This window comes from Mucilaginibacter ginsenosidivorans (assembly GCF_007971025.1).
GTDB lineage: Bacteria > Bacteroidota > Bacteroidia > Sphingobacteriales > Sphingobacteriaceae > Mucilaginibacter > Mucilaginibacter ginsenosidivorans.
On record NZ_CP042436.1, the window covers coordinates 4,307,353 to 4,332,741 of the forward strand.

The 25,389-nt window shown below is 46.0% G+C and carries 27 protein-coding genes; 16 read left to right on the plus strand and 11 right to left on the minus strand.

Going from position 1 to position 25,389, the window contains the following annotated elements:
* Positions 1-18: 18 nt before the first annotated feature.
* Positions 19-576, plus strand: coding sequence for a hypothetical protein (locus FRZ54_RS19700; protein ID WP_147033527.1), 558 nt, complete (start codon positions 19-21; stop codon positions 574-576).
* A gap of 66 nt (positions 577-642) precedes the next feature.
* On the opposite strand, the gene FRZ54_RS19705 is transcribed toward FRZ54_RS19700, so the two are convergent.
* Complete coding sequence (locus FRZ54_RS19705; RefSeq protein ID WP_147033528.1) at positions 643-987, minus strand: phosphoribosylpyrophosphate synthetase; 345 nt, start codon at positions 985-987, stop codon at positions 643-645.
* A gap of 147 nt (positions 988-1,134) precedes the next feature.
* Here FRZ54_RS19705 and FRZ54_RS19710 point away from each other — a divergent pair, with 147 nt between their 5' ends.
* Genes FRZ54_RS19710 through FRZ54_RS19720 form a run of 3 tightly spaced genes read left to right on the plus strand, consistent with a single transcriptional unit; the run spans position 1,135 to position 3,016 of the window.
* Positions 1,135-1,944 (plus strand): aminoglycoside phosphotransferase family protein, encoded by an 810-nt coding sequence (locus FRZ54_RS19710; RefSeq protein WP_228462546.1) that lies wholly within the window; start codon positions 1,135-1,137, stop codon positions 1,942-1,944.
* 24 nt (positions 1,945-1,968) lie between these two features.
* The gene (locus tag FRZ54_RS19715; RefSeq protein WP_147033529.1) at positions 1,969-2,316 is read left to right on the plus strand and encodes a TfoX/Sxy family protein; all 348 of its coding nucleotides are present in this window, start codon (positions 1,969-1,971) and stop codon (positions 2,314-2,316) included.
* A gap of 19 nt (positions 2,317-2,335) precedes the next feature.
* Positions 2,336-3,016, plus strand: a complete 681-nt coding sequence (locus FRZ54_RS19720; RefSeq protein ID WP_147033530.1) for a DUF2461 domain-containing protein — start codon at positions 2,336-2,338, stop codon at positions 3,014-3,016.
* 133 nt (positions 3,017-3,149) lie between these two features.
* Here FRZ54_RS19720 and FRZ54_RS19725 read toward each other — a convergent pair whose 3' ends face one another.
* Complete coding sequence (locus tag FRZ54_RS19725) at positions 3,150-3,686, minus strand: YciE/YciF ferroxidase family protein (protein WP_147033531.1); 537 nt, start codon at positions 3,684-3,686, stop codon at positions 3,150-3,152.
* A gap of 130 nt (positions 3,687-3,816) precedes the next feature.
* Between FRZ54_RS19725 and FRZ54_RS19730 the strand changes: the two genes are divergently transcribed.
* From FRZ54_RS19730 to FRZ54_RS19740, 3 genes are all read left to right on the plus strand, one after another.
* Positions 3,817-4,074, plus strand: a complete 258-nt coding sequence (locus FRZ54_RS19730) for a hypothetical protein (RefSeq protein ID WP_187359680.1) — start codon at positions 3,817-3,819, stop codon at positions 4,072-4,074.
* Position 4,075: 1 nt separating this feature from the next.
* On the plus strand, positions 4,076-4,729 hold the full coding sequence (locus FRZ54_RS19735) for a flavodoxin family protein (protein ID WP_228462547.1): 654 nt from the start codon (positions 4,076-4,078) through the stop codon (positions 4,727-4,729).
* Between the two features lie 120 nt (positions 4,730-4,849).
* Positions 4,850-5,095, plus strand: a complete 246-nt coding sequence (locus FRZ54_RS19740; protein WP_147033533.1) for a hypothetical protein — start codon at positions 4,850-4,852, stop codon at positions 5,093-5,095.
* On the opposite strand, the gene FRZ54_RS19745 is transcribed toward FRZ54_RS19740, so the two are convergent.
* From FRZ54_RS19745 to pta, 3 genes are all read right to left on the minus strand, one after another.
* Complete coding sequence (locus FRZ54_RS19745; RefSeq protein WP_147033534.1) at positions 5,096-7,129, minus strand: PAS domain S-box protein; 2,034 nt, start codon at positions 7,127-7,129, stop codon at positions 5,096-5,098.
* A 167-nt stretch (positions 7,130-7,296) separates the two neighbouring features.
* Positions 7,297-8,493, minus strand: coding sequence for an acetate/propionate family kinase (locus FRZ54_RS19750; RefSeq protein WP_147033535.1), 1,197 nt, complete (start codon positions 8,491-8,493; stop codon positions 7,297-7,299).
* A gap of 1 nt (position 8,494) precedes the next feature.
* Entirely contained in the window at positions 8,495-10,612 is a 2,118-nt protein-coding gene (pta, locus tag FRZ54_RS19755) for a phosphate acetyltransferase (protein WP_147033536.1), read from the minus strand.
* Positions 10,613-10,909: 297 nt separating this feature from the next.
* On the opposite strand from pta, the gene FRZ54_RS19760 reads away from it, so the two are divergent.
* Positions 10,910-11,161, plus strand: coding sequence for a hypothetical protein (locus FRZ54_RS19760; protein WP_147033537.1), 252 nt, complete (start codon positions 10,910-10,912; stop codon positions 11,159-11,161).
* Between the two features lie 118 nt (positions 11,162-11,279).
* A complete protein-coding gene (locus tag FRZ54_RS19765) occupies positions 11,280-12,689 on the plus strand; it encodes a PAS domain S-box protein (protein WP_147033538.1) in 1,410 nt (469 codons plus the stop codon).
* Between the two features lie 96 nt (positions 12,690-12,785).
* Here the strand turns inward: FRZ54_RS19765 and clpB are convergent, their stop codons facing one another.
* A complete protein-coding gene (gene clpB / locus FRZ54_RS19770; protein WP_147033539.1) occupies positions 12,786-15,395 on the minus strand; it encodes an ATP-dependent chaperone ClpB in 2,610 nt (869 codons plus the stop codon).
* Between the two features lie 193 nt (positions 15,396-15,588).
* Between clpB and FRZ54_RS19775 the strand changes: the two genes are divergently transcribed.
* Positions 15,589-16,920, plus strand: coding sequence for a sensor histidine kinase (locus FRZ54_RS19775; RefSeq protein ID WP_147033540.1), 1,332 nt, complete (start codon positions 15,589-15,591; stop codon positions 16,918-16,920).
* A gap of 21 nt (positions 16,921-16,941) precedes the next feature.
* Here FRZ54_RS19775 and FRZ54_RS19780 read toward each other — a convergent pair whose 3' ends face one another.
* The 3 genes from FRZ54_RS19780 to FRZ54_RS19790 form a co-directional block, all read right to left on the minus strand.
* Positions 16,942-18,351: an ATP-dependent DNA helicase gene (locus FRZ54_RS19780; RefSeq protein WP_147033541.1), complete on the minus strand. Its 1,410-nt coding sequence runs from the start codon at positions 18,349-18,351 to the stop codon at positions 16,942-16,944.
* A 71-nt stretch (positions 18,352-18,422) separates the two neighbouring features.
* The gene (locus FRZ54_RS19785; RefSeq protein WP_147033542.1) at positions 18,423-18,872 is read right to left on the minus strand and encodes a VOC family protein; all 450 of its coding nucleotides are present in this window, start codon (positions 18,870-18,872) and stop codon (positions 18,423-18,425) included.
* 438 nt (positions 18,873-19,310) lie between these two features.
* A complete protein-coding gene (locus FRZ54_RS19790) occupies positions 19,311-19,613 on the minus strand; it encodes a polyhydroxyalkanoic acid system family protein (RefSeq protein WP_147033543.1) in 303 nt (100 codons plus the stop codon).
* A gap of 373 nt (positions 19,614-19,986) precedes the next feature.
* Between FRZ54_RS19790 and FRZ54_RS19795 the strand changes: the two genes are divergently transcribed.
* Positions 19,987-20,802 (plus strand): DUF3822 family protein, encoded by an 816-nt coding sequence (locus FRZ54_RS19795; protein WP_147033544.1) that lies wholly within the window; start codon positions 19,987-19,989, stop codon positions 20,800-20,802.
* Entirely contained in the window at positions 20,778-21,323 is a 546-nt protein-coding gene (locus tag FRZ54_RS19800) for an RsmD family RNA methyltransferase (protein WP_147033545.1), read from the plus strand. The genes FRZ54_RS19795 and FRZ54_RS19800 overlap by 25 nt, the downstream gene beginning before the upstream one ends.
* A 243-nt stretch (positions 21,324-21,566) precedes the next feature.
* Here the strand turns inward: FRZ54_RS19800 and FRZ54_RS19805 are convergent, their stop codons facing one another.
* Entirely contained in the window at positions 21,567-22,313 is a 747-nt protein-coding gene (locus FRZ54_RS19805) for a DeoR/GlpR family DNA-binding transcription regulator (protein WP_147033546.1), read from the minus strand.
* A gap of 59 nt (positions 22,314-22,372) precedes the next feature.
* Between FRZ54_RS19805 and nudK the strand changes: the two genes are divergently transcribed.
* From nudK to coaD, 3 genes are read left to right on the plus strand one after another with little or no spacing between them, the layout of a single operon-like run.
* Positions 22,373-22,948 (plus strand): GDP-mannose pyrophosphatase NudK, encoded by a 576-nt coding sequence (gene nudK, locus FRZ54_RS19810; protein WP_228462548.1) that lies wholly within the window; start codon positions 22,373-22,375, stop codon positions 22,946-22,948.
* A complete protein-coding gene (locus tag FRZ54_RS19815; RefSeq protein ID WP_228462549.1) occupies positions 22,945-23,313 on the plus strand; it encodes a DUF4406 domain-containing protein in 369 nt (122 codons plus the stop codon). Before nudK ends, FRZ54_RS19815 begins: the two co-directional genes overlap by 4 nt.
* 53 nt (positions 23,314-23,366) lie before the next feature.
* Positions 23,367-23,828, plus strand: a complete 462-nt coding sequence (gene coaD, locus FRZ54_RS19820; RefSeq protein WP_147033548.1) for a pantetheine-phosphate adenylyltransferase — start codon at positions 23,367-23,369, stop codon at positions 23,826-23,828.
* On the opposite strand, the gene FRZ54_RS19825 is transcribed toward coaD, so the two are convergent.
* Positions 23,803-24,438: an NUDIX hydrolase gene (locus tag FRZ54_RS19825; protein WP_147033549.1), complete on the minus strand. Its 636-nt coding sequence runs from the start codon at positions 24,436-24,438 to the stop codon at positions 23,803-23,805. The genes coaD and FRZ54_RS19825 overlap by 26 nt on opposite strands.
* Between FRZ54_RS19825 and pyrE the strand changes: the two genes are divergently transcribed.
* Positions 24,437-25,078: an orotate phosphoribosyltransferase gene (gene pyrE, locus FRZ54_RS19830; RefSeq protein ID WP_147033550.1), complete on the plus strand. Its 642-nt coding sequence runs from the start codon at positions 24,437-24,439 to the stop codon at positions 25,076-25,078. The two genes, FRZ54_RS19825 and pyrE, sit on opposite strands and share 2 nt — an antisense overlap.
* The last annotated feature ends 311 nt before the right edge of the window (positions 25,079-25,389 follow it).

Sequence of the window (25,389 nt, forward strand, 5' to 3'; positions counted from 1 at the left end):
TAAATTTAGGGAGCGAAAATGAATATGCTTACCAGCGAGGAACTTGTTGATAGTATCAAAAGCCGTATAGGGAAACTTAAGGTTGTCAAACTAACCGAGATCCTGCAAAAGGAGCAGTTTTCCGTTCATGACCTGATCGATATAACCTTTAGCGAAAACAGGGACATTGCTTTCAGGGCGGCGTGGCTGCTGGAAAACCTTTTCCTTCAAAAACCGGCGGCATACATTGATGAGATTGAATATCTCGTTTCGCGCATAAAAGATGTCAAACACCCAAGTTGCAAGAGGCATTATGCTAAAATCATGATGCATGTTACTGCTGCGAAGGCACCGGAAGCCATCCGTAAGAAACTGGAAGCAATTGATCTTGAACCGGTTGTGGAACAGTTTTTCGACTGGCTCATCGACGCTAAAGTGCTGGTGGCTGTAAAGGTTTTTGCAGTCGGGGCTTTATTCAATGTGCGCAGCCGCTACCCATGGATGGCAGGTGAACTAAAAGACCAAATACAGTTCATGTTGCGCGATGGTACCGCAGCTATGCAATCGAGGGGAAGGAAGTTGTTAGCGCAACTGTAGCGGGCCGGCAGTTGGCTTTTGCTTGAGCTAACAGGTTGCCAGCCGTCATCTCAAACTGGCAACCGCTTATGCAGTTGGTTTATCCTCGCCGTGCAGATGGGTGCTTATCATATAATGATGTAATTTGGCATGAATAGCTGACTCGCTGTCGTCGGCGTACATGCCGTAAGCATTTATCAGTATACCCTTGGTATTATATTTTCGCGAGCTGATAGCGTATACTATTGATGTATCGGAAGGGTTGCTCTGGCCTTCGAAGCGAAAAAACTCGTCTATTTCAAAATCGTCGGCGCCCATGCGTATATCATGTTCCTTGTCGTCGATAGTATCACCTTCGAGGCTGAGGTTGGCTGTATAACCGCGTTTCATCATATCGTTAGTGGCATCCACTAATGTTTCGTAATTTTTCATGACAGTTTTATTAAGGTGATGTATTGACTAAGCTATTGTTATAAGCTAAACCAATACGCGCGGTACTTGTTTTGGTTGAATTGTTTTTAGATTTGATATGTATCGCTGGGGTAGTTAGAATACACGGAAAGCAAAAGGCCAGAAGATTTGAATAGTCTGTTAACACGTTATAAATCCCTATGGACTTTAGTCGCTGATGGCAAACCCTTTGTCACGCATTCCAGCTTATTGCAGCCGGTTATTTATAAAGATATGCCCTGTATGCTTAAGGTGGCTATGGCAGATGAAGAAAGACGGGGCAATTTACTTATGAGCCGGTGGCAGGGGAATGCGGTAGCCAGGATTTTAAAATTTGACAAGCAGGCCATTTTGATGGAAAGGGCCGCAGGCGCAAGGTCGCTTGCGGAAATGGCGGTAAACGGCCGTGATAATGAAGCCAGTAATATTATTTGCAGCGTTGTACATCAATTGCATACAGCGAAAAGCCCCTATCCTGCGGAATTGATAGCGTTAGATATATGGTTTAAAGACCTTGAACCGGCTGCCGGTAAATACGGGGGCGTTTTGACAGGATGCAGCCGGGTGGCGAACACTTTGCTTAACGCCGGAGGTAATACCATAGCGCTGCACGGCGATATTCACCATGGCAATATACTCGATTTTGGTGATAAGGGATGGCTGGCGATAGACCCAAAGGGACTGATCGGCGAACGGACCTTTGATTATGCCAATATTTTTTGCAACCCTGATGCTGCTACTGCAACAACACCCGGCAGGCTGGAGACGCAGGTGCTGGAAATTTCGAAAGCGGCCCGCCTTGAGGCTGAACAACTGTTGCGATGGGTAGTGGCATGGGCGGGACTTTCGGCGGCGTGGGGGCTCAATGATGGGGAAAATGCGGATGTGGCTCTCCACATTGCCGAAATAGCATCGGCCGAGTTAAGTAAGTTTGGCTAAATTTGGTTGAAAAATCGGAACAAAATGGCATACGATGAAAAACTAAGCGACAGGATCAGGGAGGCCCTGGCTGACGTTCCCCATGTCGAGGAAAAACGGATGTTCGGCGGGGTATGTTATATGGTTGACGGAAAGATGTGTGTAGGCGTAGTGAAAGACGAAATGATGTGCAGGGTAGGTACGGCTGTTTATGAAGAGTCACTCGAAAAGCGTGGCTGTCGCGAAATGGATTTTGCCGGGAAGCCGATGGAAGGGTATATGTATGTGAGTAGCGAAGGCATGCAAACCAAAACCGAGTTTGACCACTGGATAGGTTTATGCCTGGCATTTAACACGGAGGCGAAAGCGTCGAAGAAAAAGAGATCAAAATAATAAAGAGAATACGCAGATAATGACGATTAATAAAGACTCGCTCGAATTTCTAAAGGACCTTTCCGCCAACAATAACCGCGAGTGGTTTAGCCAAAATAAAGAACGCTACCTGGCCGCCCACAGGAATATTGTTGATTTTGCCGATGCCCTTATAGCTGAAATGAACAGGCACGACCATATTGAAACCACATCGGGAAGGAAATGCCTGTTCAGAATATATAAGGATGTGCGTTTTTCGAAACAGAAAACCCCATATAACAAGCACTGGAGCGGCAGCTTGCAACGGGCCACAAAAAAATTGCGCGGCGGTTATTATTTCCGCATCGAACCGGGCAATTCGAGGGTAGTATGCGGATTTTTCGGTCCGAACCCGGACGATATGAAGCGCATACGGCAGGATATCGATACAAACTGCGACGACTGGAAAAAAATACTTGCACACAAGCAACTCGTCAAAACCTTTGGCACCATGACAGGGGAAAAGGTTATTTCCGCGCCCCGTGGGTATGCAAAAGATAACCCGGCTATCGACCTGCTCAGGCATAAACAATTCCTTTTCAGATCAAGCTTTACTGACGAAGAAGTTATACGGCCCGATTTCCTGCATCGCGTTAGCGACACCTTTAAGAACGTGCGGCCATTTTTCGATTATATGAGCGAAGTACTGACCACAGATGCCAATGGCGAGCTGATTATTTAAGTTGGCAGTTGGCTTAATTGGCAAGGCATTTCAATATTTATGCCTATCAATGAGAATCAAAATATTGGTGGCCACGTCACCCAAAATCCCTCTCCGGGTGAAGAGGGATTTTTTGATCACGGGTAAATAGACACTATTCGTTTACAGCCTGCTCAAGTATAAAACCTTCCGCAGCCTGGGTTAAGGCCTGGTCGGTAGCTTTTTCATTATCCAGGGTTTGTTGCAGTAATTGGGCAACATCATCGTGGCCCATAGTCTCGGCAAAGGTGCGAAGTGTACCATAAGTTGAAATTTCATAGTGCTCCACTTTCTGTGCGGCTAAAACAAGACCCGCATCACGTGTCATGCTTCCCTTTTCGGTGTCTTCAATAATACTTGTTGCTTCGGCAAGCAAGCCTTCCATGGCTTCACATTTTTTGGCAGCGGCTTTTTCGTCTAACAATTCGAACACTTTTTCGAGTGTTTGTACATGGGTTTTAGTTTCGTTAGTATGCTTTTCAAATGCAGCAGCAAGCTCAGGACTTGTAGCTGCCTTTTGCATTTTTGGCAGGGCCTGTACCAGGTGCTTTTCGGCCCAGTAAATGTCCTTCAATTCGTCCACAAAAAAATCGTGAAATTCCGAATCCTTCATCTTGCCGGTCATGCCGGTCGCTCTTGTTTTTGTTGCCATGGCAGTGTTTTATTTAAATGTTTATCTTAAAGAGTAACCAGCCCCAAAGGGTTATGTTTTTCATATTTTGAAATATATTTTCTTAAACATTAGGTATTTACAGTTGTTAGTTAAATAAATTTATAGGACTATGAACATTTTACAACTCAACCCACAAATTGTGGTCTATACTCCGCTAGGCCCGGGCCTGGCTTATTTTATTATGGACTATGGCATGAGCGTCAATTCCTGCTGGGTGGTACGCCTGGCTAAAGGCGAGATCAAACATTTTGATTCAAACGATATCAGGGTCGAGGGTAATCCAACTTACGGTTTCCCATTAAAGCCAGAGATACCCGATTCATGGATGATATTGAAGGAAAAGAAAAAACTGCTAAACGGCAATTGACATGAAAGCTTTACTTATCAATTGCACGCTAAAGCCATCGCCAGCTTTTTCAAATACTGGCGCACTTATAGACAAAGCGATAAAATTACTGAAACACCACGATGTTGAAACAGAAGTGATACGCATTGTCGATTATAATGTAAAACCGGGTAATTCATCCGATGAAGGCAAGGGTGATGAGTGGCCAAAGGTACTGTCAAAAATAAAGGAATGTGATATACTTATCATTGGGACGCCAATATGGGTTGGCCATCTGGCTTCGACAGCACAACGGATAGTAGAACGGCTTGATGCAATTTTCCATGAAAAAGAGCTGGCTGATGAGAAAACGGGGCAATATTTTACATACAATAAAGTGGCGGGCTGCCTGATAACAGGTAACGAAGATGGGGCCCATAGCTGTGCGGCACAATTACTTTGGGCCATGCAGGAGTGCGGTTTCACTATTCCGCCGAATGTTAATGCTTATTGGGTAGGCCCTGCAGGAGGAAACAAGGACTATGTGGAAGCTGGCGGTAAGAAATATTTCTATACCAATTTAACGCTCCAATATACCGTTGCCAACCTGGTTTATTTCGCGGGGCTGCTGAAAAGCAATCCCATTACCACGAACCTTAAAGAATTGGAAAAACAAGCGAAGAAAGACAGCGAATAACCTAATTGAAATGGATATAATAAATACCATTTTCGGGCAAGGCAAAAACCTGGACATTGTACAGATGTCGGCGAAATGTAGCAGCAGAATTAAAGAACTGCACTAAGTAAAAAACAAACCATGCTTAGCGCAGGCATTTTAAAGATACTCGATCAAGAATATCCGGCCCTGATAGTGAAAACTATCTGTTACGGCAGGCTCGACCTTGCTTTTAAAACAGATAGCCACGGTATCCCGGTATTGTTATTCATCGGGGAAAAAGAGGCTTCGGGAAAAATAAAAGGTGAATGTTATACACGGAAAATCTCTTTCACTTCGCAAGGCGTGGTCAAAAATCATTGGGAACATAAGGGAAAAGCGACCTGATCAGGCCAGGGGAAGGGAAAAGTAGAAGGTAGAACCTCCGCCGGGCTCGCTTTCGGCCCATATTTTGCCGTCGTGCCGTCCGATAATTTCGGCGCTGAGGTAAAGGCCAATACCAAAGCCGGAAATGTGCCTTGTGTCCTCGCTTTCAACGCGGTGATAGCGGTCAAATATTTGTTTAAGGTCATTTGGCCCTATGCCAATCCCTTCATCTTTCACCCAAACTATCGCATTATCTCCCCGGGTTTCACTTCCGATCCTGATCTCTTTGCCCTTTGGTGAATATTTAACCGCGTTAGTTATGAGGTTAGATATCACAGAATCGATCTTATCACGGTCGGCACAAACATTCAGTTTGCCGGTCGTGTGCAGGCTAACGCCATGGGTGTTTACGATCATTTGTGTTTCCTGGAATATTCCGAGTAACAATTCATTCAAATCGAACGGATCTTTTTCAATATGCAGCTTACCGGCTTCGAGGCGCGAAATATTCAGAAACCCGTTGATCATCCTTGTCATCTTCTTTACCTGCGTATTTGCCCTGTCCATTGCACCAGATAAAAAGGTATCCTGATTGTCCTTTAACCTCATGCCTGCCACCTGTATGATGGCATTAAGTGACGTTAACGGGGTTTTCAACTCATGACTGGCCATCCCGATAAAATCGTTTTTCCTGGTCTCATCTAATTTCCTCTCGGTAATGTCGCGCGCTATTTTAGAAACGCCGATGATATTTCCCTGCGGATCCTTGATAGGAGAAATGGTTAACGAAACGTCAATAAGGTTGCCGGCTTTGGTCATCCGCTTAGTTTCAAAGTGCTCAACGCGCTCACCAGCTTTTAAACGCGCCAATATACGGGGCTCCTCATCCTGCCTGTCGGGCGGTATAAGTTTATAAATGGTTTCGCCAATAATTTCACCGGCAGTGTAACCAAACATGCGTTGCGCCGCGTCGTTCCAACTGGTTATGACGCTTTCCAGTGTTTTACTAATGATCGCATCATCCGAGGACTCTACTATGGCAGCCAATTTAGCGCTCTTTTCTTCGGCTTGTTTTATATTGCTAATATCCATGGCCATTACCAGGCCTGCATCCACCTCGCCCTGTTCATTCTTCAGCGGTACAAGGTACACCCTGTAATATTCGCCGTTCTGCCCCTTTCGCTCCAATGAGAATCTCTCGCCGGCCATCATCCGGTCGTATAAATGCTTTGAGGCATTATAACGTTCCGTTTGCCCTATTTCTGTAGGATGCCTGCCTTCATAATCGGTCCGCTGGTATCCCATCTTCTCCATCAGGTCGCCTTCAACCATAACATAGCGATGCTCTCGGTCGATAACAACGATAACTGAATCAGGTATATTTACAGCTATCGACCTGAAAAGGCGTTCGTTGCGTTTCAGTATCTTTTGACTTTCGGTAAGCTCAACGTTGATAGCGGCCAATTCGTCGTTCACGGCCAATAGCTCCTCGTTAGTTGCCGCCAACTCTTCGTTGGCAGAGGCAAGTTCATCATTGATCGCGTTTTGTCTTTCGATAGAAACAACTTTCCCCGTGGTTTCAAGGCAAACTACAAGCACGCCCCCCACGCTGCCATCTTCTGTTCGGATGGGGCTATAGGAAAAATCAAAGTAGCATTCCTCGGTATACCCATTACGGTCCATCGGTACCATAAAATCGGGAAAACCGATAGTTTTACCGGTCATAACCTCCGCAAACATGGGACCGATAGTTTCCCAAATTTCCGCATAAGTATCTTTTGCACTGCCCGCCATGGCCTGCGGGTGCTTAGTTGCACCATTAATGGGACGAAAGCTATCATTATATAACTGGATATAATCGCTGCCCCAGCATACCAGCACAGGGAAGTTGACGGTAAGCATCATGCTGACCATTTGCTTCAGGGCCGAAGGCCAGAACGCGGGATCGCCCAGCGATGTAGCCGACCAGTTGATCGACCTCATCAGTTCGCCCATTTCGCCGCCACCTTCCAAAAAAGCGGGTATGGTAACTGCAGAGTTATTTGCTTGCGTCATGGATGAGATAGCCGGGGATGCCCGGTCAGATGTTTTAAAGTGAAATGAATACAGCGGCTTTTGACGTAGAGTGAACACGTAAATATAGCTGAAAGTTTTAAAAATAATCGATGCTTTTCAAATGGTTGCTAAAAGAGGCTACCTTAGACCCTTGAAAGCAGGTGGTTTTATTTTAAAAGCTCGTAGCACTGGCTGGCTATCTCCAATTCTTCGTTGGTGGGTATTACCAGTATCTTTACTCTTGAACCGGTTTTGCTAATTTCCCTTATACCGTCCGTGCGGGTATTGTTTTTATCCGTATCCAATTCAATCCCAAGGTATCCTATATCCCGGCATACCAGTTCGCGTATAATAGGATCATTCTCCCCCACTCCTGCGGTAAAAATTAAGGCGTCAAGCCCGTTAAGCACGGCCGTATAGGCGCCGATGTATTTCCTAATCCGGTAAGCGTACATATCATAGGCCAGCTTCGCCTGTTCATCGCCTTCGGCTATCAGCCTGCGGATGTCGCGCATGTCGCTGAAGCCGGTGAGACCGATCATCCCGCTGCGTTTGTTCAGCAAATTACTTACCTGTTCAATATCATAGCCCAATTGGTTAACCAGGTAAAAGATAATAGTAGGGTCGATATCGCCTGACCTGCTGCCCATGATAAGCCCGCTTAAAGGGCCGAAACCCATACTGGTATCTACCGACTTTCCGTTATTAACGGCTGTTATGCTGCACCCGTTGCCGAGGTGTATGCTGATCAATTTTAGGGCCTTGTTATTTAAGTAAAGTTCGGCCTGGTGCGAAACATATTGGTGACTGGTGCCGTGAAATCCGTATGCTCTGATATTATGATCTGTATAATAGGAATCAGGTATGGCAAACCGGAAAGCTTTCGGCGGCATGGTTTGATGAAAAGCGGTATCGAATACAGCTACCTGATTGGCACCGCGAAATATCTTTTCGGCGACCTCTATCCCACGGAAAGCGGCCGGGTTATGCAGGGGAGCAAGCTGAAATGTAAGTTTTAACTTTTCTTTTACTTCTGGTGTGATGATTGTTGGATCGGTGAATGACTCGCCGCCATGCACCACCCTGTGGCCCACTACCTCAATGGCGTAGGCATCGGTTATCACCCCGATCTCCGAATCTGTCAGCAATTCGTTCACCTTTTTTAAACCCGCCTCATGGTCAGGAATTTCATCGGTTATCTTTATTACTTTTTCTTCGTCGTTTATATAGGTTTTATGGACGATCACCGAATTTTCCAATCCTATACGGTCGACAAGGCCGCTGCAAACCGGCGATGATGAGGGCATCCTGAATAGCTGGTATTTGATGGAACTGCTGCCGGAGTTAATGATAAAAATATTCATTTCAGGAATGCTTTTCTAAGGTTTGCGAGGTATCCTGGCATTGTATAGCCGTAATGATGACCGTATTAAAAATATCATCGACCGTGCAGCCGCGGCTCAAATCGTTCACAGGTTTATTCAATCCCTGCAACATGGGGCCAATCGCCAACGCCCCTGTTTCGCGCTGCACCGCTTTATAGGTGTTGTTGCCGGTGTTCAGGTCGGGGAATATCAAAACACTCGCCCTGCCGGCAACTTCGGAACCGGGTAACTTGCTGCTGCCCACAACCGGGTCGACTGCGGCATCATATTGTATAGGCCCCTCGACCTTCAGGTCGGGGCGTTTTTGTTTGACTATTTCGGTAGCGCGGCGTACTTTTTCCACCTCCTCGCCTTCGCCGGATGTACCTGAGGAATAGGAAAGCATGGCGATGCGCGGTTCGATGCCGAAGCGCTGACTGCTATCGGCCGATGATATGGCGATCTCGGCGAGTTGTTCTGCCGTGGGATTTGGATTTACCGCACAATCGCCGAATATAGAAACCCTATCGGGCAGGCACATAAAAAATATGGATGAAACCACCGATATGCCTGGCTTTGTTTTGATAAACTGCAGCGCGGGGCGGATGGTATGCAGCGTGGTGTGCACCGCGCCTGAAACCATCCCGTCGGCATGCCCTTTATATACCATCATGGTACCAAAATAGGATACGTCCGTCATCAGGTCACGCGCCATTTCCAGGGTAACGTTTTTGCTTTTGCGCAGCTCGTATAAGGTGTTCACATAATCATCGTAGTATTGATCGTAAGCCGGATTGACGATCCGGACTTTATCCAGGTCGAGGTTGATATCGAGCCTGTTCAAAACGGCTTTTATATCGGCCGTGTCGCCCAAAAGGGTCAGGTCTACAATTTCCTGGCTAATGAGGCGGGCTGCCGCCCTTAGTATGCGCTCATCGTTGCCCTCGGGCAAAACGATATGTTTTTTTGAGCTTCTGGCCCACTCTGTCAGCTGGTACTGGAACATCCTTGGCGTCAGCCCGGATGGCTTGAAAGTAACCAGGCGTTTATCCAGTTCGCTTGTATTGACGTACTTATTAAACGTATCTATGGCCAGCCGTATCTTTTTGGTATTGTCGGAAGTGATCTGTGAGCGAATATCGCCGATAACATTGCTGGTCTGGAAGGTACCTGTTTCAACCGAAATGATGGGAACAACGGTCTGCAAACCCTCTATCAGCCTCAGGATGGGTTCTTCCGGTTGATAGCCTGCTGTTAAAACAATCCCGGCCACTTTTGGGTAACTGGTCGACAAATTGGCCTGCAAAGCGCAAATGATGATATCGCCGCGGTCGCCGGGGGTAACGATCAGGACATTTTCGGTTAAGTAATTTAAGAAATTGGGCACCTGCATTGCGCCCGTGACAAAGTTATCAGCCTGGTTAGAAAGATGATCTTCGCCAAACAGCAATTTCCCGTTCAACTGCTCATATATCTCCTTCATCGTCGGACTTTGCAACCGGGTATCCAGCGGGATTATGGCCAGCAATATTTCGGGCGAAAGCTGATGGCGCAGCAGTTCCTCCACATCCTTTGCATGTTCTTGCCTTATCCTGTTTGCAACTATAGCAAGCACCTGTACCTCGCGTGCATCAAAATTATGTATGGCGGTAAGTGCGGCGCTCACTACCTGGGCAATGGTTTTATCCTCGCCTGATACAACAACAATAACCGGCGCCTGCAGGTTTTTTGCTATCTGCGCATTGGTCTCAAACTCAAAAGCCGCCCCTTCGCCCGGGTAATCCGTACCTTCAACAACTATGAAATCGTACTTCTCCTCCAGGCTTTTATACTTGCGGATGATAATATCCAGCATTTCGCCCTGGCTTTCCGTTTCCATCTGGCCCATTGCTTCCTGCCATGTCAGGGCAAAGGTGTCATCATAGGTCATGGGCAGATCGAAATGCGTCAGGATGGTATCGATATGATCGTCTTTTTTTACCAGCAGGTTTTGGCTGATGACCGGTTTATAATAGCCTATTTTTTGCGCCTTGCCAAGCAGCATATTTACCAGGCCTATCGAAACAATGGATTTGCCGCTGTGAGCCTCGGTACTGGCAATAAAGACTGTTTTGATCATCGGGTGTGTTCAATTGAATTCGGCGGTAAAAATACAGATTTGAGAAGCTTCGGGGGAAACGGGGAGCAATAAATTATGTGACGGAGATCATTGCGGATTTTTTTGACGGATGCACCGGCGCGGGATAAGAAAATATTACCTCCAGGCTTAAATTTTCAACAATATTTAAGTCAGTATTAAATATTAGTATAAAAAAGTTAAATTTGTTGTTGAATGGTTAAAATTGAGCAATTATTTTTGACCTTATTTTTAGAAAGGCAATTGTAAATGAGGCTTTTCTGAATATTAATTGACCCTATGAAAAATATTGAATTAAACAAGAAGGCCACCCACAGGCAACCGCAATTTATGGTGTATTTAAAAAGTTTCGCTACCATACAAACGGTTAGCTTCTGCAGAGATGAAATGACCGTAAATATTTTCGCGCCAGCAGAAAACATTGCTCCCTGTGCCTTCGTAAAAATCACTGAAGACTCTTTCACGGCGCCGGCAGGATACCTTGGTGATGGTGTGCCCCCTTCTGCGGCCTGTGAGATAAGAATTGCCTGAAGATAAGTAGTGAATATTACAGTTACCCGAAACATGCGTTTTTATAGCCAATCTGTCGCCGGAATAAGTTGTTGTTGCATATAACCATACCCTATTCCCCTGAACAGTAAAAGTTGACATGGAACTACCAAACGATCAAAGCAAGCCGAAGCAGGAGTTGGACGAGAGAAATGCTTTAATTGAGACTATCCTTCGTCAGCAAGCGCTCATCAACGGGACGCAGGACCTTATCTGGTCGGTCGACACGGAACTTCGCATCATTACTGCAAACCAATCTTTTGCCAAAAACATCAAAGCGCTTACGGGCAGAGATGTAAAGGAAGGCGACGATGTGCTGGTAAAGGAATTCGGGCAGGACCGGCTAAACCGATGGCGCCAATATTACGAAAGGGCCCTGGATGGCGAGGAATTCCTGATAAAAGAAGATATTTACAATCCCCTGAAACAGGCTAAACAATATAGCCTGATCTCGTTAAGCCCGATGTACGACGAAAGCAATACCCTTTTTGGCATTGCCTGTTATTCTAAAGACATTACCTCCGACACGCTGAACCTGCTGGCGCTTGAACACGCCCGGGCCAGGCTTGAGAAAATAATGGACTCGTCGCTGGATATGATCTGTACCGTTGACGAGCGGGGAACCATATTAAGTGTAAGCGCGGCTTGCAGAACGATATTAGGTTACGAGCCGGAGGAGCTTGTCGGTAAGCCGCTGTTTGATTTTCTGTACCCGGAAGACCTGGAAAAAACAGAAAGGATGGCAGCAAGTGTGATGGCTGGCAACGCTATGACAAACAACGAGAACCGCTATGTACGCAAAGACGGCTCGCTTGTACCGTTAACATGGTCGGCCCGATGGGACCCGAGGGATAAAATAAGGTATGGCATAGCGCGTGATGCTACGGAAAGGAAGAAAAACGAAGACGCCCTAAGAATAAGTAATGAACGGTTTGAATATGTTACAAAAGCTACCTCGGATATTATATGGGACTGGAATTTAGAAACGAACGAGGTTTATTATTCGGACAATATTAAAAACTTATTCGGGCATACGCCGGGCTATAACCGCGACAATCTCCCGTTTTATTTTGAACATGTACACCCCGACGACCGCGAGCGCGTGGTTCTTTATCCCGACCAGGTAAAATACGGAACGATGATTAACTGGATGCAGGAATATCGTTTCAGAAAAGCGGACGGGGAGTATGCTTTTGTACTCGACAGGGGTATTGTCATCCGGAATGAAAAAGGTGTGGGTGTGCGGATGATAGGCGCCATGCAGGACATAACGCTAATGAAAGAGCAGGAACTGCGCATGAAGCACCAGAATGAGCAACTGATGGAAATAGCCCGGATAAACGCACATGAGATAAGACGACCGGTAGCCTCTATTTTAGGACTGCTGCAGTTATTCAATCAAAATATCACCCGTTGTGAAGGTGACCGGGAGCTGCTGGAGCACCTTGAATCGGCTACAAGGGAACTGGACGATGTGATAAAACGAATTATTGACAAAACGGTTGATTGAAAGTTAATTCATTTTACAGCTCGCCGATTGCAAAAAGGCCCCTCCGACGAGTCGGAGAGGCCTGGGGTATAAAATAGAATAAATTAGGGTGTTGTATTATACGTGTTCAGCATCCTTAGGGTTCAGGAAAACGAACTGGTTATCGAACATATCCAATTTGATGCGGCTGTCCTTATCCACTTTGCCTGCCAGTATTTGTTTTGACAGTTCATTGAGTATCTTTTTCTGGATCACCCTTTTCAGCGGACGGGCGCCGAACTGCGGGTCGTAACCTAGTTGCGCGAGCCAATCCAGTGCCTCTTCTGACGCATCCATGTGGATACCGATCTCTTCCAGCGTTTTCTGCAATTGGGCAAACTGTAGTTTCACAATATCGCCTATCTCTTCACGGCTCAACGGGGTGAACATAATGATCTCGTCGATACGGTTCAAAAATTCGGGGCGGATGGTTTGCCTCAACAATTCGAACAACTGGTTCTTGGTTTTGGCTATTACCGCATCCTTGTCACTGTCCTCAAAATCCTGGAAGTTCTCCTGGATAATGTTGGAACCGATGTTAGATGTCATGATGATGATAGTATTCTTAAAGTTCACCACGCGGCCCTTGTTGTCCGTCAGGCGGCCGTCGTCCAGTACTTGTAAAAGGATATTGAACACATCAGGGTGAGCCTTTTCAATCTCATCCAGTAAAATCACACTGTATGGTTTGCGGCGCACAGCTTCAGTCAGCTGACCGCCTTCATCATAACCCACATAGCCCGGGGGCGCACCAATCAAACGTGATACGGCATGGCGTTCCTGGTATTCAGACATATCGATACGCACCAGGGCGCCTTCATCGTTGAACAGATATTCGGCCAGTGCCTTTGCCAGCTCGGTTTTACCCACCCCTGTTGTACCGAGGAAGATAAATGAGCCGATAGGCTTGCGTTTATCATGCAAACCGGCACGACTGCGGCGTATCGCATCGCTGATAGCTTCAATAGCTTCCTCCTGCCCTGCTACGCGTTTATGCAGTTCATCTTCCAGGTGGAGCAATTTTTCGCGTTCGCTTTGTATCATTTTGGAAACCGGGATGCCTGTCCAGCGGGAAACTACACCGGCAATATCTTCGGATGTAACTTCTTCCTTAAGCATACGGTGCTCTTTTTGATTTTCCAGCAGGGTCGCTTTCAGCTTTTCAACCTCGTCCTGCGCCTCTTTGATGCGGCCGTAGCGCAATTCGGCAACTTTGCCGTAATCGCCCGCACGTTCGGCCTGCTCAGCTTCCAGCTTAAAGTTTTCGATCTGTTCAACCTTTTGGTTAATATTATCGACCACATCCTTCTCACTTTTCCATTGTGCCCGCAGCGAATCGCGCCTGGCGGAAAGATTAGCTATTTCTTCGCTCAGTTCCTTTACGCGCTTATCGTCTTTTTCGCGCTTAATGGCTTCACGCTCAATCTCCAGCTGCATTATACGGCGGTCCAGTTCGTCCACTTCCTCAGGTACCGAATCCATTTCCAAACGCAACTTGGAAGCCGCCTCGTCCATCAGGTCGATAGCCTTATCCGGCAGAAACCTGTCTGAAATATAACGCTGTGACATTTCAACCGCGGAAACTATGGCTTCGTCGAGGATACGCACCTTATGATGGGCCTCATAACGCTCCTTCAAACCACGGAGGATGGAAATGGCGTCCTGGGTATCCGGCTCGTCCACTAAAACCATCTGGAAACGACGCTCAAGCGCTTTGTCCTTTTCGAAATATTTTTGATATTCATTCAAAGTAGTTGCACCTATTGCCCTCAGTTCGCCGCGGGCCAGTGCCGGCTTCAATATGTTTGCAGCGTCCATGGCGCCTTCGCCGCCGCCTGCGCCAACAAGGGTGTGTATCTCATCGATAAACAAAACGATCTCGCCGTCGGCCTGGGTAACCTCCTTGATAACTGCCTTAAGACGTTCTTCAAATTCACCTTTATATTTAGCGCCGGCTATCAGGGCGCCCATATCCAATGAGTAAACCGTCTTCGATTTAAGATTCTCGGGGACGTCACCCTTGATGATGCGGAAAGCGATACCTTCAGCGATAGCTGTTTTACCCACACCAGGTTCACCGACAAGTATCGGGTTGTTTTTGGTACGACGGGATAATATCTGTATAACGCGCCTGATCTCGTCATCGCGGCCGATAACCGGGTCGAGTTTGCCCGACTCCGCATATTCATTCAGGTTACGTGCATATTTGTTTAAGGCATTGTAAGTTGCCTCGGCATTCTGGTCAGTTACTTTGCTGTCACCACGCAGCGCAATAATAGCTTTCTTCAGGTCCTTTTCGTTTACACCCAGGTCCTTTAAAGCAGTGCTCGCTTTACCGCCTGCGGCAAGTATTCCCAGCAGGATATGCTCGACGGACACAAATTCGTCCTTAAATTCCTTTAGGTAGGATTGCGCTTTCTGCAAAGCCGAGTTGGCCTCGGACGAAAGGTATATTTCGCTGCCACTAACCTTGGGGAACGAGGCGATCTGCTCGTCGAGTGTTTCATTAAGCCTGTTTAGGTTAACGTTCAGTTTCTTCAATAAATAAGTGACAACATTCTCATCAACTAACAGCAAACCTTTTAGCAAATGGGCATTTTCTATAGCCTGCTGCTGGTTGCCGGCAGCAATCTCGGAAGCTTTCTGCACAGCCTCCTGGGCTTTTATGGTAAAGTTGTTAAAATTCATACTATACCCCTTTCAAAACGTTTGCCACAGACGAATAAGTGATAATTTGACATTTCATTTCTGCTTTACAAGGACATTTTGTCTACATTTATTGGCTTAACTGAAACATTTCCGGCCATAACGACCTGATTTGTTTGTTGTTAAACACCTATTTATATACTTTTGATTTACCATTTAAACTAAAACCCGGGTTTTGACTAATCAGCCGTATAAGAGAGTTTCAGGCAAAAGCCGTTCGGCCTACCGAGACTATTATACCCTGAAGAACCTTGGAGCCGTGCGCACCGGCAGCATTATATTCCTGATACTTAACATCATCCTGCGCATCCTTTATTTTATATTCCCCGAAAGTCTTACCCGGGCGCAAAACTACCCCGAATTTAACTATACCAATTGGCTATATATCTGCATAACACCTCTATTTTGGGGCGGCAGTTACCTGTTCATCTATCTTTTTAACAGGCAGAAAAAGACTGATATGGTCATGGGCCTGTTCGTTTTTGCGTTTGCCTTTTATATCATCTTCTGCGGGATGTATTCGAGCTTTATCGCAACATCTGACCCGCGCAATGCGTTAACCCTGTATCTCACCGCCCTCAGCATTATCAGTGTCGTATTCGTCCTTGAAAATGTGGAGACGATCATCCTGATCGTTATGACCGAACTGGTATTTACCTACCTGCTGTATTATACTGCCGCGGAGCCGATGGAAATGGTTTACGACCAGATCATATCGTTTACCCTGCTTTTTTGCTTTTATTTCATATCGAGATACTTCTATTCCTACAAATCAACCTATTTTATACAGTTGATGGATATCAGGGATAAAAACATTGCTATTGAAAAAGGAAACGCCTTTAAAAACGAGATACTGGGCATGGTGGCACACGACCTGCGCAACCCCATAGGCGCTATTGAAACGATAGCCATGATGATGGAAATGGAGGATGTGGACAAGGATACGCACGAAAACCTTGAAATGATCAAAACATCCTGCGCAAAAGCACGGGGCATTGTTGCCGACCTGCTGGACGCTGCCAGTAACGAGAACATCAATATTATTGACACCCAACGGACGGAATTGAACCATTTTTTAAAGAGGATCATCGGCGATTGGAAGGCCCAAAAGAACGGTAAGGGCAATATTGTGCTGATAGGCTCGAAAAATCAATTGTTTGCAGAGATCAATGCCGAAAAATTCCAGCGGGTGATGGATAACCTGATCACCAATGCCTTAAAGTTCTCAAAAGAGAATGGCAAGATTGATATTTACCTGAGTGAAAAAGACAAATATGCCATTATAGAGGTGCGTGATTACGGCGTGGGCATTCCTCACGATATGCTCCCGCATATCTTCGAACGTTTTTCAAAGGCGCGCCGCCCTGGCGTACGCGGTGAACAATCAACAGGCCTGGGCCTAAGCATTTCCAAACAGATCATCGAAAATCACAACGGGACCATCGAAGTGATGAGCGAAGAAAAGAAGGGTTCGACGTTTACGATAAAGCTACCGATCGTCGAATAGGTATTGAGAATCATCCAGTAACTATAGATAAAATCTGTTATCAAAGTTCACCAAATACAACTCCTTCGTTGCCCTTGTGCAGGCTGTATAAAACCATCGCAGGAAATCCATGTTGATCATTTCGTCTGTCAGGTAGCCCTGGTCGACGAAGACGGCATCCCATTGGCCGCCCTGTGCCTTGTGGCAGGTTATGGCGTAGGCAAATTTGATCTGCAGGGCGTTGTAATACGGGTTTAGCTTCATCTCGTCGAATTTTGCCTTGCGGCTGGCGATGTGTTCGTAATCCTTCATCACTTCCATAAAAAAGCGCTTTTGATCCTCCGGGGATAAGGCTGGCGATTCGGAATAGAGGGTATCCAGCAAAATCTTACATTCCAGCACCGGGTCCTCGGCGTAGTCAATGAATTCCAGTTGTACGTCCGCAAACCGGAAACCGTACATTTCCTCGGTCCGGCGCACCTTACGTATCTTCGCTATGTCGCCATTGGCGATGAAACCGGTGCTGCTATCTTCCTGGTCCTGCAGCCAGAAGTAGTTGTTGCGCACAACCATCACCTGGTCGCCGCCGGTGAGCTCTTCCTCGCGGTACAAAATGCGGCCGCGTATCTGCTGGTTGTAGCGGTTGGCGTTCTTGTTCGACCGGCAGATGATGAGCGTATTCTCGTGCCCGTATTTGTTATAGGCATAATTCAGGCCCTCTTCCAGCCGTTCGCCGGTCATGCGGTAAACATCTTTATAACCTTTGGTGGTAATATGGGGTGTCAATACCTTTCCCTTGCGGATGATCTCGCGCATGGCCGTAACATTGAATAATATGCCCGAATCCTTCTCCTGCCGCAGCACATCCGTCAGCTCAAAGCTAAAAATATCCAGCGCGAACATCTTTTTCATCAGGTTGAAATCCAGCGCGGGGCTGTAGTCGGCTCCTACCGGCGGTAACTGGGCGGTATCGCCCACCAGTACCAGCTTGCAGTTTTTGGTGTTATATACGTAGCTCACCAGGTCGCGCAAGAGGGTATCTTTATTACCGGATGAGGTTTCGTCCGAGATCATGGAAGCCTCATCAACGATGAAAAGTGTATCCGTAGCAATGTTATCCGCCAGCCGGAAAGGGTCGTCAATACTCATGGCCGACTTTTTCCGGTAAATGCGCTTGTGTATGGTAAAAGCCTTGCGGCCCGAGTAATTGGTGATCACCTTCGCTGCCCTGCCAGTAGGCGCCAGCAATACCGATTTGTAACTGTAAAACCTTAGCGCTTTAACCAGCGCACCCAGTACGGTAGTTTTGCCGGTACCTGCGTAGCCTTTCAGTATAAAGCACTCGTCGCCGTTATCGCTCAGCAAAAACTCGTGCAGGCGGGCAAATAACTCCACCTGTTGCGGCGTAGGCTCGTGCGGGAATACTTCGGCGATCTGATCGGGTGAGGGCATGAGGCAAATGTGGGGAATTTATTTATGATTATGTGCGGCAGGATCCTCGCGAGAGACCCCGCGGGGACTAATTACTTCAACTGCTCGCTCAATCCCACGATGATACCCTCGGGGCCGCGTATGTAAGCAAGGCGGTACGTGTTTTCGTATTGAACCACTTCCCCTACAAGTTCGGCCCCATGAGCAAGCAGGTCAGCCACCATAGCGTCGAGACCTTCAATAGCCATCATGATGCGGCGTATCCCGAGTTCGTTCACCGCCGCCTTCTCCGGTCCGATCCTGATCGCCCGGGGCGTGTGGAACTTATCCAACTCTATACGCCCGTGCCCATCCGGGGTGCGCATGAATACGAGTGTAGCACGAACATTTTGAAGACTAATGAGACGATCTACAGGAGGTCCCCCGACGGTCGTTTCGCCCTCCATCTCAAATCCAAGCCGGAGGAAGAAGGCTTTCATGGCTTCAAGGTCGTCGACTACGATAAGGACGTTGTCCATTCGTAATAATTTATTTTTTGTCATTGTTGTAAATTTTAGTGCTTAGAAAGCACGTGGCGTCAGTATTTCGTATCATTATATTAATACGGCCGGTAAAATTATTGTCTCACCGCAAAAATATTTCTTTGCGCCGGCTATGCAAACTACGGTAATTCTCCGGTTGGGGATATCCAGCATTACCGCCCGGGCAAAAGCGGGGAAAATTTTCTACAGTTTTACTATAAAGAAATATTCATGGGCAAATTGTGCATCAGAAATCCTGCTACGGAGTAGTAAGTTTTACAGGTAAACGGCTTGGTTTGTTCAGTTAAGGGCAAAAAAAATGGCCGAATCTCGCATTTCGTCCATTTTTCCCTGTTTATTTAAAATGAAAAGAGTTGAATATCTTCTTTCTCACAGGGTATTTTGCAATTTACATGCCAAGTGTAGCATTGTGCCGCGCGCCGGGTTAACGCCGGTAATTTACGCGAGCAATTCGGCCGCTTTTTCGTTAATGGCCTTTGTGATAACACCTTTGAAAAGAGACACCGCGAACGGGATCTTTCCGTTAAGTTCAACGGCCGAACGTTCTACCGTTAATGTGCCCGAAATATCATAGCCTTTGGCCGTGAAACTGAAAATGCCCACGTTCCCGTTCCATTGCTCCTTTAAGTTATCGATCTTATCGCCGTGCTCTTTCTTAGTTTCAGTCAGCAGGTTTTTAATTCTTTTAAGTGCTTCCTCGTGCGAAATGCTGAATGGGATGGTCATGTTTAAGCTTGCCATAATAAACGTGTTTTAATTGCCAAAATTACTTAGAGATAACTCAATAATACTGTTTAAGTTTGATGGTAAGCTTTTACAGCGCCTTGTAGTTTTTAAAAAAGCATTTTGGTTAGCTCTCTTATTTGCCTGCCCGGATCACCTCCGGATGCGACGAACGGCCTTTTCCGGTCAAAAAATGGCACCTTTGAAGGGAATAAATCATCCAATTGCTTAAAAAAAGACATTTATACTAACCATTACCCGGCGAACGCGGCCAGCGTTAACATTTAGTAAAACAAGCGATGGTAATGCACGCCCGTTTGTAACACTCACGCTAATTCCACAGGCCGAAGTAGCCAAGTAATCCAAAAAATATTACTTTTGCCATAACCGCATGGATAACCGCAATTACCAGTATCTCGACAACAACTTCGACCCGGAACAAACCGGCGGCTACACATTGCTGGTAAGCGCTGATGCAAATGGCTTCTCGTTTGCCGTAACCGATGGGAACAAGCTCCTTTTGTTGTCTGACCGGGTAGACTTGGGTGTATTAAACCTGCCTGGGGGTGATAACGAGCTGCTTTTCAAAAACTACAGGCAACGGATCATCGGGGTACCCAATACGGGCTTCACTTTTATACCAGTAAGGGTTTTTAACCCGGAAAAAGCGGCTGATTTTGCACGTTTTCTTGATGTAAAGCCTTCGGAAAAAGTATTCTCGCAACCACTCGATGCTGATAACCAGGTGCTGTTTAAAGTACGAGGTGATCTTATTAATGCCCTGGCTGAAAAATTTGATACAAAAGATGTCGTATTTGGCGCCATGGGTTGGATAAAGGCTGTAGCAGGCGATGGTCCGGCGAATCAATATTTATATCTTAATGTTACCGGCAATTTGGTTGAGATTCTCAACTTCAGGGATGGAAAACTACGCTTTTATAACAATTTTGAGTTTATGAACGGTGATGAGCTGGCATATTTCAGCACTGTCGTCGCCAGTGAATTGCAACTCCCGGATGAAGCGGTTACCCTGGTATTGAGCGGCGATATAATCCCGGATGACGAAAACGGCAGCCGGCTTGCCAAATTTTTCCGGCGCGTAGAAATAAACACTACCTGCCCCGTAAAATTGCCTAAACAACTACATTCCAATTCGCTGTTATATTTAACCGCTTTGAATTTATGCGGATCATCGGAGGAAAATTAAGGGGCCTGAGACTTAATCCGCCGAAAAACCTGCCTGTCCGCCCCACTACCGACCTGGCCAAAGAGGCATTATTCAATATCCTGCAAAATCAAATTGAATTTGAAGGCATCAGGGTGCTCGATCTTTTTTGCGGCACGGGCAATATTTCATTGGAGTTTGCTTCCAGGGAAGCTGCGCAGGTTATATCAGTAGACCGCAGTATCCATTGCATAAATTATATAAAAGATACCGCCCGGCAGCACCATTTGGACCAGGTCAAAACCTATAAAGCCGACGTATTCAAATACCTGGAGATGGAAACTGATAAATACGACCTGTTGTTTGCAGACCCGCCATACGACCTGAACCGCATACCTGAAATACCGAAGATCATATTTGAAAAGGAACTGCTGCTACCCGGCGGAATGCTGATCGTGGAGCACCAATCGCTACAGAATTTGAGCAATCACCCGGCATTTGTGGAGCAGCGGAAGTATGGACATTCGTCGTTTTCGTTTTTTAAAAGGGCCAATGAAATCTAAAGTAGCTTTTTTATTGATCTTACTAACAGTTATCAGTAATTTACCTTGCTACGCAGAAAGCCCTGGATATACTACATATTATTTTACAATCTTCCTTGCAATCACCGCTATCGTTGGCTGCTTATTGGGGATTATCATTAAATTTTTGTTATACAAAATTAACATAGAAGTATCTAACTGGTTGATATTCCTTTCATCATTTGTATTGGCAGGTATCATCCTCATAATGATGTTTAAATAAAATTAAACGGAAATAACTTCAATACCCTGACCATTAAAATATTTCAATTCTTCGGAATTTGAGTTGGTAATAACACTATCTATCGCATCCAACCCTGCAAACCTCAGATAAGTTTCGCGTCCTATTTTACTTTCATCGCATAACAAAAAAGTCTTTGCGCTATGGGCGGCAAATGCTTCGGTTATCGAGGCTTCCAGCTCGCTGTTGGCGAATAGTCCATTCCGGGATATGCCATCCACTCCCAAAAATGCCTTGGTTGCTTTGTAACGGCCGATATGTTCGTCCGCTATTTTACCGTGGACCGCCTGTCGTTCGGCGTTGAACTCGCCCCCGATTATATTCAGCGAGACCATACTGTTTTGCAATTCATAAACTACCGGCAACGAATTGGTGATCACCTTGATCTTTTTACTTTTAATAAACTGACAAAGCCGGTAAACGGTACTGCCGCAGTCCATAAAAATGATATCACCATCGCTGATCTCTGCTGCAGCAGCCTTGCATATTTTATCCTTGGCTTCAACATTCTTTGCTGCCTTGTTTACAAATTCATGTGGAACGTCCAGCTGGTTTACCTGCATAGCGCCGCCATGTGTGCGGAAAAGCAGGCCATCCTCTGCCAGCTTATTCAGATCACGGCGGATGGTTATTTCGGATGTCTCCAGTTCGGCAGCTGCCTGTTTAATATCAACCTCTCCCGTCTTTTTCAGCTTTTCAAGAATAATGTGTTTTCTTTTTTGAAAATTCATCCTTTATCTGTTACTTTGTTCAAAAGTAATCATAATCGATCAAAAACAATCATTATATTTTGAAAAATATAAACATTCTCAAAACAGAGGTACTTTCCGATAATTGGTACGTCCTGCGGAAGATAACATACGAACACAAACACCCCGATGGATCAGTCACCACCCAAAGCCGCGAGGCATACGACCGTGGGAATGGCGCGACAATTCTGCTTTATAACAAAGCCGCTCAAACCGTCATTCTGACCAGGCAATTCCGGATGCCTACTTACCTGAACGGTAACGAAAGCGGTTATTTGATAGAATGTTGCGGGGGCCTGCTGGATAAGGATAACCCAGAAGAATGCATTCGCAGGGAAACTGAGGAGGAAACGGGCTACAAACTATCGCAAGTTCAAAAAGTATTTGAAGCCTATATGTCGCCGGGTTCGGTAACAGAGATACTCTATTTTTTTGTCGCCGAATATACCAGGGACATGAAAGTAAGTGATGGCGGCGGTGTGGACGAGGAACACGAGAACATTGAGGTGTTGGAATTACCCTTTTCAAAAGCGCTTGAAATGATCGGCACGGGCGAGATCAAAGACGCAAAAACAATGATGCTATTACAATACGCGCAAATAAACAAACTGATATGAAAACCCAACCCATGACCATACTTGTAGCCGGCCCCTACCGTTCGGGAACTAATGACGATCCTGTTCTCATGCAGCAAAATCTCGACCGCCTGAACGATTCCGCCCTGGCGCTTTTCCGGGCGGGCCATATACCGCTGATCGGTGAGTGGCTCGCACTACCGCTTTTAAGGGCTGCGGGTTCCAAAGCTCCGGGCGATGAGATCTACCAGGAAATTTCGTATCCTGTCGCTCACCGGCTGATCACCAAATGTGATGCTATCCTGCGGCTCAAAGGTGAATCGTCCGGTGCAGATAAGGATGTCGAGGTGGCAAAAGGGCATGGTTTGCCGGTCTACTATCAACTGGAAGATATTATAGGGCAATAAAACTGATTTATTGCGAATGATTATTACTTTTGGTGTGTAAGTATATCATCAGAATGAAAATCGCCCTCTTTCCTGGCTCATTTGACCCCGTTACCAAAGCACATGTCGATATCATCAAACGCTCTGTTGGGCTCTTCGATAAGCTTTATATCGGTGTCGGTGATAACAGTTCAAAAAAAGGCCTCTTATCAGTCGCAACACGCGAGCAAATGCTGCGGGCTGTTTTTGGTGAAGACCCAAGGATCCATATTATTGCATACGAAGGACTTACGGTTGATTTTGCCAGGAGCATCGGCGCCGGCTATATGATCCGGGGTATCCGTACGGTGTCCGACTTTGAGTATGAAAAAGCCATAGCACAGATGAACCATTCACTGGCACCGGAAATTGAGAGTATTTTCATCGTCAGCAAGCCTGGGTATTCGTCCATCAGTTCGACTATTGTACGCGAAATATTACGCCACAACGGCGATGTAAGCCAGTTTGTACCTAAAGAGGCGCTGCCCTTTCTGTGATCATCCCTAATTTCAGCAAAACATCCATAATGGAAGGAAAGGTATTGCGAATGATCGGGCCGGTCTCTTCTTTACGGTACCATTTCACTTTGGTTATACCTTCTTCTTTTTGCGGTTTTAATTTTCCCAGGCCTGCATAGTTCATCCTGTACCAATAGGTTTTTTTTAACACTACCAGGCCTTTGACGGTATAAGTGTGATAAGTTGTGCAAATTTTTTTGCCGAGGCCGCTTACTTTTATTCCGCATTCTTCTTCAACCTCGCGCACCGCTCCTTCTTTTTTCTTTTCGCCACGTTCCAACTTGCCTTTGGGCAGGTCCCATTTGCCGTTACGATAGATGAACAGGAATTGCTCCTTGGTATTTTCAACCACTCCGCCTGCCGCCTCAATCAGAGTATTGCTTTTTATTACTTTTTTCAGGTAGCTCTTCGCATCCGGACTTATGATATAAAACAGTCGCCCGCCGGGCTTCCCGTTATATTGATTGTAAAATGATTTCAGGTCAAAAGTTTGAGCATCAATCCTTTGATAACGCTCTACGCGCTTTGGGACAGTCTGCGTTATCAGTATTACTTTTTCGTTGATATAAATTCTGTACTTTTGAGCCATGTTCAATAAAAATGAGATCGAGCAACAAGTAGCCGAGTTCCTGCTGCAAATTAAAGCAATTAAATTGCAACCTGACAACCCTTTTACCTGGGCATCAGGATGGAAATCGCCGATCTATTGCGACAATCGGATCACCCTGTCCCACCCTACCATACGTACGTACATCAGGCAGCAATTGGCGCTTATTATCCAGGAGGAATTTGGAGCCGTGGGTTGCATAGCCGGCGTTGCGACTGCTGGTATTCCCCAGGGGGCATTAGTTGCACAAGAGCTTGGGTTACCGTTTATTTATGTCCGTTCTAAACCAAAGGATCACGGAACCGGCAGCTTAATAGAGGGAGAAGTGATGCCCGGCAAACGGATCGTGGTGATCGAAGATCTTATTTCGACCGGAAAAAGCAGTTTACAGGCAGTAGAAGCTTTGCGGAGTGCCGGGTATGAAGTAGCGGGTCTGGCGGCTATATTCAGCTATGGTTTCGATGTTGCTACCGAGAACTTTAAACAAGCCAAATGCAAGTTCTTTACGCTATCCAATTACAACGCTTTAATAAAATACGCCGAACAACATCAGTATATTTCTTCGGATAATGCCGATATATTACGTAAATGGCGCTCATCGCCCGAAACCTGGGGGCAATAATTAGTACCCTTTTTTAACGCTCAGGTGTAATAAAACAGCTGCAATGTTTACCACAAATAAGCTGGCGATCAATAGTATCATATGACTTAAATTAAATTAGGTAAGATACATATGGCAAATGCCGTTCCAAACCCAATCCCCTTAACTATAAGCTATATAGTTAACAATAAGTTGCTATTTTTTAATTAAACACTGAGCAACGTTTTCTACAACGGAAAGTGATATTGAGGAAATATTATTCTCCGGCTTGTTGCGTCATTCCCCAGCACCGCACAAAAAACAATATAACTTGGTTAGTGCAAACAGACATT

Bases quoted from the DNA above. Each gene is read 5' to 3' on its own strand.
- FRZ54_RS19800 (WP_147033545.1), top strand. From the start codon at position 20,778: ATGCGGATCATCGGAGGAAAATTAAGGGGCCTGAGACTTAATCCGCCG.
- FRZ54_RS19765 (WP_147033538.1), top strand. From the start codon at position 11,280: ATGGAACTACCAAACGATCAAAGCAAGCCGAAGCAGGAGTTGGACGAG.
- FRZ54_RS19815 (WP_228462549.1), top strand. From the start codon at position 22,945: ATGAAAACCCAACCCATGACCATACTTGTAGCCGGCCCCTACCGTTCG.
- FRZ54_RS19715 (WP_147033529.1), top strand. From the start codon at position 1,969: ATGGCATACGATGAAAAACTAAGCGACAGGATCAGGGAGGCCCTGGCT.
- FRZ54_RS19735 (WP_228462547.1), top strand. From the start codon at position 4,076: ATGAAAGCTTTACTTATCAATTGCACGCTAAAGCCATCGCCAGCTTTT.
- FRZ54_RS19720 (WP_147033530.1), top strand. From the start codon at position 2,336: ATGACGATTAATAAAGACTCGCTCGAATTTCTAAAGGACCTTTCCGCC.
- clpB (WP_147033539.1), bottom strand. From the start codon at position 15,395: ATGAATTTTAACAACTTTACCATAAAAGCCCAGGAGGCTGTGCAGAAA.
- FRZ54_RS19725 (WP_147033531.1), bottom strand. From the start codon at position 3,686: ATGGCAACAAAAACAAGAGCGACCGGCATGACCGGCAAGATGAAGGAT.
- FRZ54_RS19785 (WP_147033542.1), bottom strand. From the start codon at position 18,872: ATGACAAAAAATAAATTATTACGAATGGACAACGTCCTTATCGTAGTC.
- FRZ54_RS19730 (WP_187359680.1), top strand. From the start codon at position 3,817: ATGAACATTTTACAACTCAACCCACAAATTGTGGTCTATACTCCGCTA.
- FRZ54_RS19740 (WP_147033533.1), top strand. From the start codon at position 4,850: ATGCTTAGCGCAGGCATTTTAAAGATACTCGATCAAGAATATCCGGCC.
- FRZ54_RS19790 (WP_147033543.1), bottom strand. From the start codon at position 19,613: ATGGCAAGCTTAAACATGACCATCCCATTCAGCATTTCGCACGAGGAA.
- coaD (WP_147033548.1), top strand. From the start codon at position 23,367: ATGAAAATCGCCCTCTTTCCTGGCTCATTTGACCCCGTTACCAAAGCA.
- FRZ54_RS19780 (WP_147033541.1), bottom strand. From the start codon at position 18,351: ATGCCCTCACCCGATCAGATCGCCGAAGTATTCCCGCACGAGCCTACG.
- FRZ54_RS19760 (WP_147033537.1), top strand. From the start codon at position 10,910: ATGAAAAATATTGAATTAAACAAGAAGGCCACCCACAGGCAACCGCAA.
- FRZ54_RS19705 (WP_147033528.1), bottom strand. From the start codon at position 987: ATGAAAAATTACGAAACATTAGTGGATGCCACTAACGATATGATGAAA.
- FRZ54_RS19745 (WP_147033534.1), bottom strand. From the start codon at position 7,129: ATGACGCAAGCAAATAACTCTGCAGTTACCATACCCGCTTTTTTGGAA.
- FRZ54_RS19700 (WP_147033527.1), top strand. From the start codon at position 19: ATGAATATGCTTACCAGCGAGGAACTTGTTGATAGTATCAAAAGCCGT.
- FRZ54_RS19795 (WP_147033544.1), top strand. From the start codon at position 19,987: ATGGATAACCGCAATTACCAGTATCTCGACAACAACTTCGACCCGGAA.
- FRZ54_RS19750 (WP_147033535.1), bottom strand. From the start codon at position 8,493: ATGAATATTTTTATCATTAACTCCGGCAGCAGTTCCATCAAATACCAG.
- pyrE (WP_147033550.1), top strand. From the start codon at position 24,437: ATGTTCAATAAAAATGAGATCGAGCAACAAGTAGCCGAGTTCCTGCTG.
- FRZ54_RS19825 (WP_147033549.1), bottom strand. From the start codon at position 24,438: ATGGCTCAAAAGTACAGAATTTATATCAACGAAAAAGTAATACTGATA.
- pta (WP_147033536.1), bottom strand. From the start codon at position 10,612: ATGATCAAAACAGTCTTTATTGCCAGTACCGAGGCTCACAGCGGCAAA.
- FRZ54_RS19805 (WP_147033546.1), bottom strand. From the start codon at position 22,313: ATGAATTTTCAAAAAAGAAAACACATTATTCTTGAAAAGCTGAAAAAG.